This window comes from Paracoccus maritimus, assembly GCF_025195095.1.
Classification (GTDB): Bacteria; Pseudomonadota; Alphaproteobacteria; order Rhodobacterales; family Rhodobacteraceae; genus Paracoccus; species Paracoccus maritimus.
On sequence record NZ_JANAVZ010000010.1, the window covers coordinates 1 to 12347 of the forward strand.

The window sequence follows — 12347 nt, forward strand, 5'->3', positions numbered from 1 at the left end:
AGAGGCCTGAAAGGCGCCGCTCCTTGTGATCTGTCTGCAATTCAGCAAACGCGACCTAAATCCTCGCGCTTAATGCCTTTGGATGCCGACATGCGCTGACGTTTCCACACAGCCTAAGCCCAAACTACTTCGGAAGGCTAGGGCATCATTTCGCAGTCGCAGAACGAAGGCTTCGGTAGGGGCGGCCCATAGCATCGGTAATTGGGCTGCCTAACCGACAAGGTCGAGCTCCTGTTAGGATCGAATGATCCGGATGAAGGGAGTGAACCATGGAATACTATGCTGGACTGGACGTTTCGTTGCGGAGCTGCGCGCTGTGCATCATCGACGAGAAGGGGACTGTCCGCCTCGAGCGGGAGCTTCCCTGTGAGGTCGAAGCGATCGCCGATGCCTTGGCGAGGTTCACCAATCTGGTAACCCGGCTAGGCTTCGAAGCGGGGACGATGAGCCAGCATCTCTACTTCGGACTGCGGGACCGATCCGCCAACACGCCCTCAAACGCAACCTCATTGTGGAATATGCCGCTCTGGATCATGTGGGCGATAATCAGCGTCAGAAACAGAAAGATCGGCGGGCTAAGGGCGTCTGTGAATTGGTCTTCGGGTGGGCGCGTCAATTGCTGTTCCGCATATGTAATCATGGACATCGGATGCCTGATGCAGCGCCATAATGTTAAGGGATAAAAGACCAACCACGATACCACCTCATACAGCAACAGTTCCGCTGAGCGGAGAAGGTTCATGAAATCCATATGACGTCCGCTATTCCTTTGGCACATGTCTTGCACAGCGGCATGCACGAAGCCATTCCCCAGATCATCTGCGGCTGAAGGTCAGCGAGACGCAATGATCCGAAGAAACTGGATTCGGCGAAAAGATGCCGAGAAATGAAATCCCGCCCACCTGAGTGAGGCGGAGAGTTCGCGACACCTATTAGCCTCATTTCAGCTCCATCTCGCCCTCGACAAAAAAACGTTCGGAAGGTGCTGGCGGTGCTCAGCCTGAGTATCCCAACTCCGCAGTGTATATAATTCGGATATACACGCCACCTTGAGCAACGAACTTGCCGCAACCGCTGCCTGTTTCACAGCTTCGTGAAGCCAAGCTCTTCCGCAACAATGAGAGCCAACCCGTCCGCACTTCGGCAGGCTTCAACATGCCGGTGGACCCGGAGAAGATCTATTGTGATGGGGATCGGATTCTCATCGGGCCGGTGCATCGGGAGACTCTGCTTGAAGTGCTGCTTGGGGCCAGAACCGCTTGGCCCAGAGGATCAGCTTCGTGGCGTGGACGAGACGCTTCTCCCGCCCAGGAAAATCAAACTTTGAGCCTGTATTTGCTGGACATCAATTTCGTGTTCAATCTGTTAGCTCGGTAGGTTGCATGAGTTTGGATTGTCGTAGGCTGCACTATTGCTGCCGCTGGTGCATGGCGCAGCGAGCGGCCGCTTGCCGCCCACCTTCCGGGTGACTTCGCCAATGCAGCGTAAATTGAGCACGCGCGGCGAAAGGCGGGAAGGTCCCGCACTGCGGGCCTTCGGACCCCGCCGGGGTTAGCAAGTGCGGCGAACGACTGCTTTGGTGGTCCGCGCTGCAGCATTCTGATCCGAGGCTGAATGTCGGCAGTGGGCCGCTTGCGCTCTCATCCGTTGATCCCGTTTTCAGTGCGCCGTGACAGTTGCGCGCTTTGGCGAGACGCCGAGCGCCGCGGCCTGGTGTTGCAGGCGCACGATCACCTCGCGATAATCGGCATTGTGGCTATAGGCTTCGATCGCACGAAGAATGAGCCGCAGATCCTCTCCGGAGACCGAAGCGCGCAAGCCTTTCCGTTGACTGTCCAACATTGGAACCTCCTACTGGTGAAACACACTCAGCGAGTTCTACCAGAGGCCTATCGAGCGAATAGATGGCTTTCTGTATATGCCTATCGCGCAGTCCCTAGCCGTCCGCGGACCCGGACCAATAAAGTCGCCGGGAGTGCCTAAGTTACCAACCCCAACCGCCGCACTGTCGCGAGTCCGCGCGAGCCCTTCCACAGAGATACTGCAGTGCGGTGATACTTTTACCCCTTCAAAGTCGCAGCTTCCGCAACGTTCGGCATCCTGAATGTGAATACCGTCTTGGCGTCGTCAGATACGACATTCAGTGTGCCCCCGTGGCCCTGCGCGATCTCCGACGAGATAAAAAGTCCAAGACCTAGCCCTTCTCGGCTGGGCCTGTCATCGCCTCGCTCGAACGGAAGGAAGAGTGTCGGCAGCATCTCTTCCGCGATCTTCTTCCCGGAGTTTGCGACAGAGAGGACGAATTCCTTCTCGGTGGCTTGCGCTGTCACATGGATTGGCGCGCCCGGCGCACCATGCGTCACCGCGTTCGCAAGCAGGTTCGACAACAACTGTGACACGCGGGGTGGATCGCAATTGACCGGAACTCCCAAGTCGATCTCAAACTCGATTCGCTGGTCCCATGCGACGGCCTGAAGCTCGGCACCGATCTGGCGCAGCGAAGCTCCAAGCTCGGTGGTCCAGTTACGCTCGATGACTATTCCTGCACCAGTCCGCTTGCGAGCCTGATCCAGCAGATTTTCGATCAGAAGTCCCATGCGATTGACGGAAGCGCGCATGAGACTCACCAGCTCCTGATCTGCACTGCCGCCGACCCCACGCTCTAACATGCGCAGCCCTGAGGTTAGTGCGCTTACCGGATTGCGCAGATCATGCGCCAGGATGGCGATGAATTGTTCCTGGACGCCCGAGAGTCTGCGCTCCTGTGCCAAGCTGTCCTTGCTTTGTGAAAGCTCCTCATCGACATCCAGTATTTCGCCGATCATCTTGGCGAAGAGCCGAAACATCCCAAATACACGTTCGTTCTTCAGTTGCCGTGGCTCCGGATCGATGGCGCAGAGGGTCCCGAAAAATGACCCGTCCGCCTTGCGGATCGGAACCGACACATAGCTTCTGAATCCGTACCGGGCCGGGCAATGGTGACTGACATAGACAGGGTCATCGTGGACGTCGTCGATGAAGATCTCGTGGTCCAATTTCCTGACCTCGTGGCAAAGTGTACTTTCCACGTCCAGCTCGTCACCCGGTTTAAGGCCGAATGAGATTTGATCGACAGCGCGGCATGTGACCCAGCGGGATGGGGTCACCCGCGCAATGGCCGCAAAGCCCATTCCCGTCGCCAGTATGACCGTTTCAAGGAGTGTTGGCACCGTGCTGCTGCGACTGATTGCATCGATGTCCTCCTGGAAGTCATGCTTGTTATGCTCGGCAGCTATGGTCTTGCCCTCGTCCCAACGTGACCTCTGATATGCACACAATCAAAACCGGATACCGCTGACAAATGAATAGTCGGTTCGGCGATCTCGGCGATACTCGCGCCCTCTGGCGCCTGCAGCATGGCGATCAGCTGGGCCTGTTTCGTGCCGGGGCGCTGGGCGGCTGCGATGGCCTCGGGCTTGGCGTCCCGCAGCCCCGCCATGGTCTTGACCACGACCGGGTCGATCCCGACGGCCGCAAGGCCCTCGGGCGTCGCGATCAGCGTGGTGCCATGCCCATCGCCGGTCTCGCGCCAGATCGGTTCGTAGCGCGGGAGATTGGCCTCGACCTCTTCGATCCAGCCGAGCTTGATCATCCGGCCGATGGCCATTTTCGCGGCGGCACCATGCAGGCCCTCGGGCATCGGCAGGGCGAGATTGCCGGGCCGTGCGCTGGCGCGGGTCAGGATCAGTGTCTGTGTTTCGGTAAGTTTCAACATCGTTGGCTCCGTGCATCGCCGCCGCAAATCGCGGTCGGCTTCTACGGAGCCGGGCCCCGCTGCGCGGGGCTTGGTGGGTGTCAGTTGCCTGCCGGTCAGGCGGCGTGTTCGCCCTCGCCGAAGGCAAAATCGCTGATCTGCTTCAGCAGGTGGGCCTGATATTCGAGGCTGCCGACGTGGCTCCAGTTCACCCGCTCGGGATCGGCGCCGAAATGATCCGCGCTGAAAGCCTGCAGCCGGGAGAGCATGGCATCGATCTCGGCCTTCTTCGCGATGAAGGCAGCGAGGGCGGCGTCGTTGGTGTGGGCGGTCTGGCGGGTCATTCCGGTCTCCGGGTGCATCGTTTCGTTGATGCAGCATCGCTCTGCCGCGCCGTGAAGTGTAGATAATTCGGAGCAATAACATTGCCTTCTGATTGCGATCACCATCATATCCGGAGCGTCCCATGCAGGGCATGAGTGAGCGCGCCTATGCGGGTCATGCGGGCCTGTCGCGCGGGGCGATCCAGAAGGCGCGCAAGAGCGGCAGGCTGGTCTTGTTCGCCGACGGGTCCATCGACGCAGCGGCGTCCGATGCAAGGCGCGCGGCCACGACGGACCCGGATCAGCAGAACCGGGCGAAGGGCGGCACCGCGCGGCAGATGACGACACCGGAACGGGCCTCGCGCCCCGCCGACAGCCTCGCCGCGCCCTCAATCTCCGGCCCCGCCGACAGTTCCTCCTATCTGAAGGCGCGGACGGCGCTGACGGTCTATCAGGCGCAGGAACGCCAGATCGCCATCCAGAAGAAGAAGGGCGTGCTGGTCGACCGGGCGCGGGCCGAGACGCTGGTCTTCCGCCTCGCCCGGCAGGAACGCGATGCCTGGGTGACCTGGCCCGCCCGCGTGGCCGCGATCATGGCGGCGGAGCTCTCGGCCGAGATGGAAAAGACCACCGGGGAAGCGATCAGCATCGGCACCGGGGTGCTGCAGAGGGTGCTGGAAGCCCATGTCCGAGACCAGCTTGCCGCCCTCGCCGATCTCAAGGTCGCGCTTGACCCATAGCGATGGGACCGATGATGAGGATATCGCACCCGATCTGAGTTTCGACGGCGCCGAGGACATGTTACGCGCCTGGTCGCGCGGCATCCGGCCCGATCCCGATCTGACAGTGTCCGAATGGGCGGACAAACACCGCTGGCTGTCCTCGCGGGCGGCAGCCGAGCCCGGCCGCTACCGCACGGCGCGCACGCCCTATCTGCGCGAGATCATGGATACGCTCTCGCCCGGCCATCCGGCACAGCGGATCAGCTTCATGAAGGCCGCGCAGGTTGGCGCGACCGAAGCCGGCAACAACTGGATCGGCTTCGTCATCCACCATGCGCCCGGCCCGATGCTGGCGGTGCTGCCGACGGTCGAGATGGCCAAGCGCGCCTCGCGCGGGCGGCTCGATCCGCTGATTTCTGACAGCCCGGCCTTGCGAGAGAGGGTCAGCCCGGCGCGGTCCCGCGATGCCGGGAATTCGATGCTGTCCAAGGAATTCCCGGGCGGCATTCTGGTGCTGACCGGGGCCAACAGCGCGACAGGCCTGCGGTCCATGCCCGCGCGCTATCTGTTTCTGGACGAGATCGACGCCTATCCGCCCTCGGCCGACGAAGAGGGCGATCCGGTCACGCTGGCCGAGGCCCGCAGCACCACCTTCGCCCATCGCCGCAAGGTGTTTCTGGTCTCGACGCCGACCATCCGGGGGCTGAGCCGGATCGAGCAGGAGTTCGAGGCCTCCGATCAGCGGCGCTATTTCGTGCCCTGCCCGCATTGCGGCGCGATGCAATGGCTGGAATTCGAGCGCCTGCGCTGGGACAAGGGCCGCCCCGAGACCGCCGCCTATGCCTGCAACGCCTGCGATCAGCTGATCGCTGAGCATCACAAAACGGCGATGCTGGAGGCGGGCGAGTGGCGCGCAACGGCTGTTGCCGCCGATCCGCATCATGTCGGCTATCACCTCTCGGCGCTCTATTCGCCCATCGGCTGGAAGAGCTGGGAACAGATCGCGAGGGAATGGTTGGCGGCGCAGGGCAATGACGAGATGCTGCGCGCGGCGCGGAACACGCTTCTGGGCGAGACCTGGGTGGAACGCGGCGAGGCGCCGGAATGGCAGCGGTTGGCGGATCGGCGCGAGGTGTTTGCGGCGCAGATCCCCGAAGGCGGACTGTTCCTGACCGCCGGGGCCGATATCCAGAAGGACCGGATCGAGGTCGATATCTGGGCCTGGGGGCGCGGGCTGCAAAGCTGGCTGGTCGATCACGTCGTCATCCCCGGCGGGCCGGACAGCCCGGCGGCATGGGCAGAGCTGACGAGGCTGCTGTCGCGCACATGGCAGCACGCCAATGGCGCGGTGATGCCGATTGCGAAGCTGGCCATCGATACCGGCTATGAGGCAGCAGCGGTCTATGCCTGGGCCCGGGCCCAAGGCTTCGATCAGGTCGTGCCGGTCAAGGGCCTCGAAGGTTTCAACCGGGCCACGCCGGTCTCGGGGCCGACCTTCGTCGATGCGACCGTGGGCGGCAAGCGGTTGCGTCGCGGCGCCCGGCTCTGGTCGGTGGCCACGGCCACCTTCAAGATCGAGACCTATCGTTTCCTGCGGCTGGAACGGCCGACGGATGAAGAACGGGCGGCGGGCCAGCCCGATCCACCGAGCATGATCCATCTGCCGGACTGGGCCGACAGCGAATGGCTGAAGCAGCTGGTGGCCGAGCAGCTGGTTACGGTCCGCAACAAGCGCGGCTACGCCCGTCAGGAATGGCAGAAGCTGCGCGAGCGCAACGAGGCGCTCGACACCCGCGTCTATGCCCGCGCCGCCGCCTGGATCATGGGCGCCGACCGCTGGGACGAGCGCATGTGGCGGCAGTTGGAGGACCAGGCCGGGGTGGTGACGGCAGTTCCGGATGTCGGCGGCGGCGGTGCCAACGCCGCAGGTGCACAAGCACCGACGCCTGACCCGCCCGCGCGGCAGGCGGGCGCCCCGCCAACCACGCCACGCCGCAAGCGGCAGAGTTACACACCGCGTTTCATGAGGTGAGAGATGGACATCGACCGGATGCGGGCGCTTTTGACGGCGCTGCAGGAGGCCCGGTTCAGCGGGCTGCGCAGCGTCAGCTATGACGGCAAGACCCTGACCTATGGATCGGACATGGAACTGGCAGCCGCGATCAGCGATCTGGAATCCCGGATCGCGCGGGCGTCTGGTGCGACCCGCCGTCGGCGCTGGGGCATTGTCGCGACGAAGGGGCTCTGAGCCATGGCATTCGACGGCATCCGCCAGCGCCTCGGCGCGATCATCGGCGGGTTCGACGCGGCGCAGTCCCATCGTCGGTTGCGGGGCTTCAGGGCCAGCCGCGCGCATGTCAACACGCTGATCGCGGGCGCGGGCGAGACCATCACGGCACGCGCCCGTTGGCTGGCGCGCAACAATGGCTATGCCAGCGGCGCCGTGGAAGCTTTCGCCAGCAATGTCGTCGGTGACGGGATCAAACCGTCATCGTCGATTGCGAATGCGGCGCAGAAGGAGGCGCTGCAGAAGCTGTGGCTCGCCTGGACCGACGAGGCCGATGCCGAGGGTCTGACGGACTTTTATGGTCTCCAGCGCCGCGCCGCGCGGGAACTGTTTCTTGCGGGCGAGGTCTTCCTGCGGCTGCGCCCGCGACGCCCGGAGGACGGTCTGTCGGTGCCGCTGCAGCTGCAGATGCTGCCCTCGGAGATGCTGCCGATGGACCTGAACCGGGAATTGCCCGGCGGTGGGACCATCCGTCAGGGCATCGAATTCGACGGCATCGGGCGCCGCGTGGCCTATCACCTGCTGCGGCGCCATCCGGGCGATATGACCGATCCTGGGCTTGTGGGCGAAACGGTGCGCGTCCCCGCGCCCGAGATCGTCCATGTGCTGGACCCGGTCGAAGCCGGGCAACTGCGCGGCGTTTCCCGTTTCGCGCCTGCCATCGTGAAACTCTTCACGCTGGACCTCTATGACGATGCGGAGCTGGAGCGAAAGAAGACGGCGGCGATGTTCGCGATGTTCATCACCTCGCCCGCCCCGGAAACACTGCTGGAACCGGCGGAGGAGGATCTGGAGGTCGAGCCCGGTCAGGTCGTCCGCCTCGATCCGGGCGAGGATGTCTCGACACCCGCGACACCGGATTCCGGCTCGACCTATGAGCCGTTTCAATACCGGACAATGCTGCAGATCGCCGCCGCGCTGGGCATTCCCTATCCCTACCTGACCGGCGATGCCGCGCGCGGGAACTTTTCCAATACCCGCGTGGCGCTGCTGGATTTCCGCCGCCGGGTCTCGGCGATTCAGCACAGCGTGATCGTTCACCAGTTCTGCCGCCCGGTCTGGCAGCGCTGGCTGGATCTGGCCGTTCTGTCCGGCGCCGTCGATCTGCCGGGCTATGACCGCGACCGGCGCGCTTACCAGTCCGTCAGTTGGCTGCCGACGCGCTGGGACTGGGTCGATCCGATGAAGGACGCCTCGGCCGAGATCCTGCAGATCGAAGCGGGTCTCAAATCCCGCAGTCAGGCCATCTCCGAACGCGGCTACGACGCCGAACAGGTCGACCGAGAAATCGCGGCGGAACGCAAGCGCGAAGCGGCGCTGGGCCTCGATTTCCGCCGCCCCGGATCGCCCGCGCAGGGCCCGAAGGGCGAGGCTGATGGCGATGCTGGGACCAAGGATGACCGCGACGACGATCAGGATGACGCCGACACCACCGACGATGATGATGCCAAGGAGGACCGCTGATGCATCATGCCCAGATCGCCCAGCGCGCCTTCGATACGCCGCTGATGATCGCACCCGCCAAGGCGCTTGCCTTTCTCTCCGGCCTCGGATCCCGCATCACAGGGCAGAAGATCAGCTTTGAAGGTGTGACCGCGCCTGAACCCGATCTGTCGGCCGCGCGGCAAGCTGCCCGCCCCTCGCTGATCGGCGGCGATCTGGTCGGGCGGTATGGCGATGATGCTGATGCGCCCTTCCCGGTCATCGACGGTGTGGCGATGATCGCCATCGCCGGAACTCTGGTCCATCGCGGCGCCTGGATCGGCCAGAGTTCCGGCCTCACCTCCTATGAAGGCCTCGCCGCCCAGATCGACGCGGCGGTTCATGACTCCGCCATTCGCGGCATCGCGCTGGAGATCGACAGTTTTGGCGGCGAGGTGGCCGGGGCCTTCGATCTCGCCGATCGCATCCGCGCCGCACGGAATACGAAGCCTGTCCATGCCTTTCTGGCCGAACATGCGCTCTCGGCGGGCTACGCACTGGCATCGCAGGCAGATCGCATCACCCTCCCCCGCACCGGGGCGGCGGGCAGCATCGGGGTGATCACCATGCACACCGACATGTCCGGGGTGCTGGCGCAGAAGGGCGTCGCGGTGACGCTGATCCATGCCGGCGCGCGGAAAGCCGATGGCAATCCTTATGCCGCCCTGCCCGAGGGCATTCGCGAGAGGCTGCAGGCCGAATTGGAGGATCTGCGCATCCTCTTCGCCGAGACGGTGGCGGCAGGACGTGGCACAAAACTCAGCAAAGATGCGGCGCTGGCCACCGAAGCGGCTGTGTTTCGCGGCGCGGCTGCCGTCGAGGCCGGCCTCGCCGATGCCGTGGCCGATCCCCGTGCCGCCTTTCGCGCCTTCACTGAAAGCGTGAACCGCCCGGCTGTGCAGATCGGGCGGACACCAGCCACCCAGACCCTTTCTAACCCTCACCCTCAACAGGAGATGATCATGAGTGATCAGACGGATGAAGATGCCCGAACACCGGACCAACAAGCGCCGAACGCCGCCGCCCCCGGCGCAGAGGCCGCGCCGACGGCACAGGAACCGGCGGCAGTGCCGCCCGCGCCCGGCACCGCAGCTGCTGGGGCCCCGACCGATGCTGACGCCATCCGCGCCGAAGCCGCCGAAGTGGCCTCGATCTGCGCGCAGGCGGCAAAGCTGGGCGTCACCCTGGACGCGGCCGACGCGGTGCGGCGCGGCATAAGCCCCGACGCCCTGCGCGGCCAGATCCTCGACAGCCTCGCGGCCAAGAGCGACGCCAGCGGCATTCTGGCCACCGCGCCCGCGCCGACAAACAAGCCGAGCCCGCTCGTGGCTGCGGCCCGCAAATCCGCCGACAGCGCCCAGCGCTGATCGCCTGACCTCTTCCGGAGACCAAGATGCCCGTCCTGACCCAGCCGCCCTCCATGGGCGATGCCCTCAAATATGAGCTGAACCCCAATTATACCCGCGAGACCGTGACGCTGGCCGCAGGCACCGAATACCCGGCCGGTGCGGTTCTGGGCCGCGTCACCGTTGGCGGCCACTACACCTTCGCCAACCATGGCGGCAGCGATGGTGCAGAAACGGCCGCAGGCATCCTGCTCTATCCGGTCGATACCCGCCTGTCTGAGGCCACCGGCATCCTTCTGGTCCGGGGCCCGGCGATCCTGTCCCGCGACGCGCTCTTCTACGATGGCAGCGTCGATGACGCGGCCAAGATCGCAACCAAACATGCAGAACTGACCGCGCTGGGCATCGTCATCCGCGACAGCGCCTGACCGGCGGCTGCGACACTCTCTTTCTTATCCTTCCTTCCGACAAGGCTTCACCATGACCATCATCCGCAATCCCTTCGATGCCGGCGGCTATTCGCTGGCCGAGATGACGCAGGCCATCAATATCCTGCCGAACCTCTATACCCGCCTCGGCGAACTGGGCCTCTTCCGCTTCGAGGGTGTCTCCCAGCGCAGCGTCATAATCGAACAGATCGAGGGCGTGCTGAACCTGCTGCCCTCGGTGCCGCTCGGCGGTCCCGCCAGTGTCGGTTCGCGCGAAGGCCGCGCCATGCGCAGTTTCGCGCTGCCCTGGATCCCGCATGACGATGTCATTCTGCCCGCCGATATTCAGGGGGTTCCGGCCATCGGCGCAATTGACGAGGCCGATCCGCTGGTCGCGGTGATGACGCGGAAGCTCACTTTGATGCGCCGCAAACATGCCCAGACCCGGGAATATATGGAGATGAACGCGCTGCGCGGCATCGTGAAGGACGGCGCCGGGACGACCCTCTACAACTATTTCACCGAATTCGGCATCGCGCAGATCAGCGTCGATTTTGTTCTCGGCACCGCTGGCACAAACATTCAGGGCAAGGTCCGCGAGGTGTTGCGAGCGGTCGAAGACAATCTGCTGGGCGAAAGCATGTCGGGGGTCCACGCGCTGGTCAGCCGCGAATTCTTCGACAAGCTGATATCGCACCCGAAGACAGAGGAGGCCTACAAGTTCTACGCCGCGACCGGCGCCCAGCCGCTCAGGCAGGATGTCCGGCGCAACTTCCCCTTCGCGGGCATCCTCTTCGAGGAATATGCGGGCGCGGTGACACTCTCGACCAAGGCCAGCGAACGGCTGGTTCCGGCGAACGAAGGCATCGCCTTCCCGACCGGCACCATGGACACCTTCACCACCTATGGCGGGCCTGCGAACCTGCTGGAAACGGCAAACACCATCGGCCTGCCGCTCTATGCCCGTCAGCATCTCGATCCCAAGGGTCGCTGGATCGATCTGATGACCGAGGCCTCGATCCTGCCGGTCAACAAGCGCCCGCGCCTCGCGATCCGGCTGCACACATCGAACTGATGAACGCTTTTGCCGCGGCCATGGACCGGATCTTCGGCCATCCCGATATGGGCGTCACGGCGGTCTGGATCGCGGGCGGGACCAGCGAGGAACGCCAGATTCGCCTCATCCGCCGCGCGCCGGACCGGATCAACGAATTCGGATCGGCGCGCATCCTGTCCGAGACGCTGACCGCCGATATCCGGATCAGCGATCTCCCCGATCCCCGGCCCGGCGATCTGATCGTCATCGGCACTGAGAGCTTCGCCATCCAGGGCGAACCGATCCGCGACCGCGACCGGCTGATCTGGACCGTGGAGCTGGTGCCTGCGTGAAGCTGCGACTCGATATCGATCCCGATCTCGTCGCCATGATGCAGGCCGAAATCAAGGCAGGCGAAAAGGCCGTGACCGGCGCCATGCGCGAGGCAGGCGCGGGCCTGAAAACCGCATGGCGCGGCCAGATCACCGGGGCCGGGCTGGGGCGCAGGCTGGCGAATTCGATCCGGAATGCCACCTATCCGAAAGCGGGCGAGAGCTTGAACGCCACCGCGCTGGTCTGGTCCAAGGCCCCGGTGATCATCGGCGCCCATAACGCCGGGCCGCTGATCCGCTCGCGTGACGGCTTCTGGCTGGCGATCCCCACGGAGGCCGCCGGAAAATCCCTGCGCGGCGGGCGTATCACACCGGGCGAATGGGAGAGGCGCACCGGGCTGCGGCTCCGCTTCGTCTATCGCAGGCGCGGGCCAAGCCTGTTGGTCGCCGAAGGGCGGTTGAACACCAAGGGCCGCGTTGTGGCGTCACGGTCGAAGACAGGGCGCGGGCGGACCACTGTTCCGATCTTCCTGCTAGTGCGGCAAGTGACGTTACACAAACGGTTGTACCTACTGAACGACATCAACTCTTCAGTGGCCAAGATCACAAGAATCATAGCAAACAGCTGAGATCGTGGCAGACTGACTGCCACGCGACG

16 protein-coding genes are annotated in these 12347 nt (G+C 64.1%); 11 read left to right on the forward strand and 5 right to left on the reverse strand.

What is annotated here, in order from left to right:
• The first annotated feature begins 269 nt into the window (after positions 1 to 269).
• Both MU516_RS15570 and MU516_RS15575 read left to right on the forward strand, forming a co-directional pair.
• The gene (locus MU516_RS15570) at positions 270 to 683 is read left to right on the forward strand and encodes a hypothetical protein (protein ID WP_260278199.1); all 414 of its coding nucleotides are present in this window, start codon (positions 270 to 272) and stop codon (positions 681 to 683) included.
• Positions 684 to 1062: 379 nt separating this feature from the next.
• The gene (locus MU516_RS15575; RefSeq protein WP_260278200.1) at positions 1063 to 1377 is read left to right on the forward strand and encodes an AbrB/MazE/SpoVT family DNA-binding domain-containing protein; all 315 of its coding nucleotides are present in this window, start codon (positions 1063 to 1065) and stop codon (positions 1375 to 1377) included.
• A gap of 282 nt (positions 1378 to 1659) precedes the next feature.
• Here MU516_RS15575 and MU516_RS15580 read toward each other — a convergent pair whose 3' ends face one another.
• The 4 genes from MU516_RS15580 to MU516_RS15595 all read right to left on the reverse strand — a co-directional run bounded on the left by MU516_RS15580 (position 1660) and on the right by MU516_RS15595 (position 4077).
• A complete protein-coding gene (locus MU516_RS15580; RefSeq protein WP_260278201.1) occupies positions 1660 to 1839 on the reverse strand; it encodes a hypothetical protein in 180 nt (59 codons plus the stop codon).
• Positions 1840 to 2060: 221 nt separating this feature from the next.
• The gene (locus MU516_RS15585; RefSeq protein ID WP_260278292.1) at positions 2061 to 3209 is read right to left on the reverse strand and encodes a GAF domain-containing sensor histidine kinase; all 1149 of its coding nucleotides are present in this window, start codon (positions 3207 to 3209) and stop codon (positions 2061 to 2063) included.
• A gap of 62 nt (positions 3210 to 3271) precedes the next feature.
• Positions 3272 to 3754: a DUF3489 domain-containing protein gene (locus MU516_RS15590; RefSeq protein WP_260278202.1), complete on the reverse strand. Its 483-nt coding sequence runs from the start codon at positions 3752 to 3754 to the stop codon at positions 3272 to 3274.
• A 95-nt stretch (positions 3755 to 3849) separates the two neighbouring features.
• Complete coding sequence (locus tag MU516_RS15595; RefSeq protein WP_260278203.1) at positions 3850 to 4077, reverse strand: hypothetical protein; 228 nt, start codon at positions 4075 to 4077, stop codon at positions 3850 to 3852.
• 122 nt (positions 4078 to 4199) lie between these two features.
• On the opposite strand from MU516_RS15595, the gene MU516_RS15600 reads away from it, so the two are divergent.
• The 4 genes from MU516_RS15600 to MU516_RS15615 are packed head-to-tail and all read left to right on the forward strand — an operon-like array spanning position 4200 to position 8529.
• A complete protein-coding gene (locus MU516_RS15600) occupies positions 4200 to 4796 on the forward strand; it encodes a hypothetical protein (RefSeq protein ID WP_260278204.1) in 597 nt (198 codons plus the stop codon).
• Positions 4741 to 6810, forward strand: coding sequence for a phage terminase large subunit family protein (locus tag MU516_RS15605; protein WP_260278205.1), 2070 nt, complete (start codon positions 4741 to 4743; stop codon positions 6808 to 6810). Before MU516_RS15600 ends, MU516_RS15605 begins: the two co-directional genes overlap by 56 nt.
• 3 nt (positions 6811 to 6813) lie before the next feature.
• Positions 6814 to 7026 (forward strand): phage head-tail joining protein, encoded by a 213-nt coding sequence (locus MU516_RS15610; protein ID WP_260278206.1) that lies wholly within the window; start codon positions 6814 to 6816, stop codon positions 7024 to 7026.
• Between the two features lie 3 nt (positions 7027 to 7029).
• Positions 7030 to 8529, forward strand: a complete 1500-nt coding sequence (locus MU516_RS15615; protein WP_260278207.1) for a phage portal protein — start codon at positions 7030 to 7032, stop codon at positions 8527 to 8529.
• Here the strand turns inward: MU516_RS15615 and MU516_RS15620 are convergent.
• Positions 8478 to 8813 (reverse strand): hypothetical protein, encoded by a 336-nt coding sequence (locus MU516_RS15620; RefSeq protein WP_260278208.1) that lies wholly within the window; start codon positions 8811 to 8813, stop codon positions 8478 to 8480. The genes MU516_RS15615 and MU516_RS15620 overlap by 52 nt on opposite strands.
• Here MU516_RS15620 and MU516_RS15625 point away from each other — a divergent pair.
• From MU516_RS15625 to MU516_RS15645, 5 genes are read left to right on the forward strand one after another with little or no spacing between them, the layout of a single operon-like run.
• Positions 8784 to 9914: a S49 family peptidase gene (locus MU516_RS15625; RefSeq protein ID WP_260278209.1), complete on the forward strand. Its 1131-nt coding sequence runs from the start codon at positions 8784 to 8786 to the stop codon at positions 9912 to 9914. The two genes, MU516_RS15620 and MU516_RS15625, sit on opposite strands and share 30 nt — an antisense overlap.
• Before the next feature lie 26 nt (positions 9915 to 9940).
• Entirely contained in the window at positions 9941 to 10321 is a 381-nt protein-coding gene (locus MU516_RS15630; protein ID WP_260278210.1) for a head decoration protein, read from the forward strand.
• A 52-nt stretch (positions 10322 to 10373) separates the two neighbouring features.
• Positions 10374 to 11396 (forward strand): major capsid protein, encoded by a 1023-nt coding sequence (locus MU516_RS15635; RefSeq protein ID WP_260278211.1) that lies wholly within the window; start codon positions 10374 to 10376, stop codon positions 11394 to 11396.
• Complete coding sequence (locus tag MU516_RS15640; protein WP_260278212.1) at positions 11396 to 11710, forward strand: head-tail joining protein; 315 nt, start codon at positions 11396 to 11398, stop codon at positions 11708 to 11710. The genes MU516_RS15635 and MU516_RS15640 overlap by 1 nt, the downstream gene beginning before the upstream one ends.
• Positions 11707 to 12318, forward strand: coding sequence for a DUF6441 family protein (locus MU516_RS15645; RefSeq protein WP_260278213.1), 612 nt, complete (start codon positions 11707 to 11709; stop codon positions 12316 to 12318). The genes MU516_RS15640 and MU516_RS15645 overlap by 4 nt, the downstream gene beginning before the upstream one ends.
• Positions 12319 to 12347: the final 29 nt, after the last annotated feature.

Excerpts from the sequence above, each read along its gene's own strand:
- MU516_RS15570 (WP_260278199.1), top strand. The coding sequence starts at position 270 with ATGGAATACTATGCTGGACTGGACGTTTCGTTGCGGAGCTGCGCGCTG.
- MU516_RS15590 (WP_260278202.1), bottom strand. The coding sequence starts at position 3,754 with ATGTTGAAACTTACCGAAACACAGACACTGATCCTGACCCGCGCCAGC.
- MU516_RS15595 (WP_260278203.1), bottom strand. The coding sequence starts at position 4,077 with ATGACCCGCCAGACCGCCCACACCAACGACGCCGCCCTCGCTGCCTTC.
- MU516_RS15600 (WP_260278204.1), top strand. The coding sequence starts at position 4,200 with ATGCAGGGCATGAGTGAGCGCGCCTATGCGGGTCATGCGGGCCTGTCG.
- MU516_RS15605 (WP_260278205.1), top strand. The coding sequence starts at position 4,741 with ATGTCCGAGACCAGCTTGCCGCCCTCGCCGATCTCAAGGTCGCGCTTG.
- MU516_RS15610 (WP_260278206.1), top strand. The coding sequence starts at position 6,814 with ATGGACATCGACCGGATGCGGGCGCTTTTGACGGCGCTGCAGGAGGCC.
- MU516_RS15615 (WP_260278207.1), top strand. The coding sequence starts at position 7,030 with ATGGCATTCGACGGCATCCGCCAGCGCCTCGGCGCGATCATCGGCGGG.
- MU516_RS15625 (WP_260278209.1), top strand. The coding sequence starts at position 8,784 with ATGATCGCCATCGCCGGAACTCTGGTCCATCGCGGCGCCTGGATCGGC.
- MU516_RS15620 (WP_260278208.1), bottom strand. The coding sequence starts at position 8,813 with ATGGACCAGAGTTCCGGCGATGGCGATCATCGCCACACCGTCGATGAC.
- MU516_RS15630 (WP_260278210.1), top strand. The coding sequence starts at position 9,941 with ATGCCCGTCCTGACCCAGCCGCCCTCCATGGGCGATGCCCTCAAATAT.
- MU516_RS15635 (WP_260278211.1), top strand. The coding sequence starts at position 10,374 with ATGACCATCATCCGCAATCCCTTCGATGCCGGCGGCTATTCGCTGGCC.
- MU516_RS15640 (WP_260278212.1), top strand. The coding sequence starts at position 11,396 with ATGAACGCTTTTGCCGCGGCCATGGACCGGATCTTCGGCCATCCCGAT.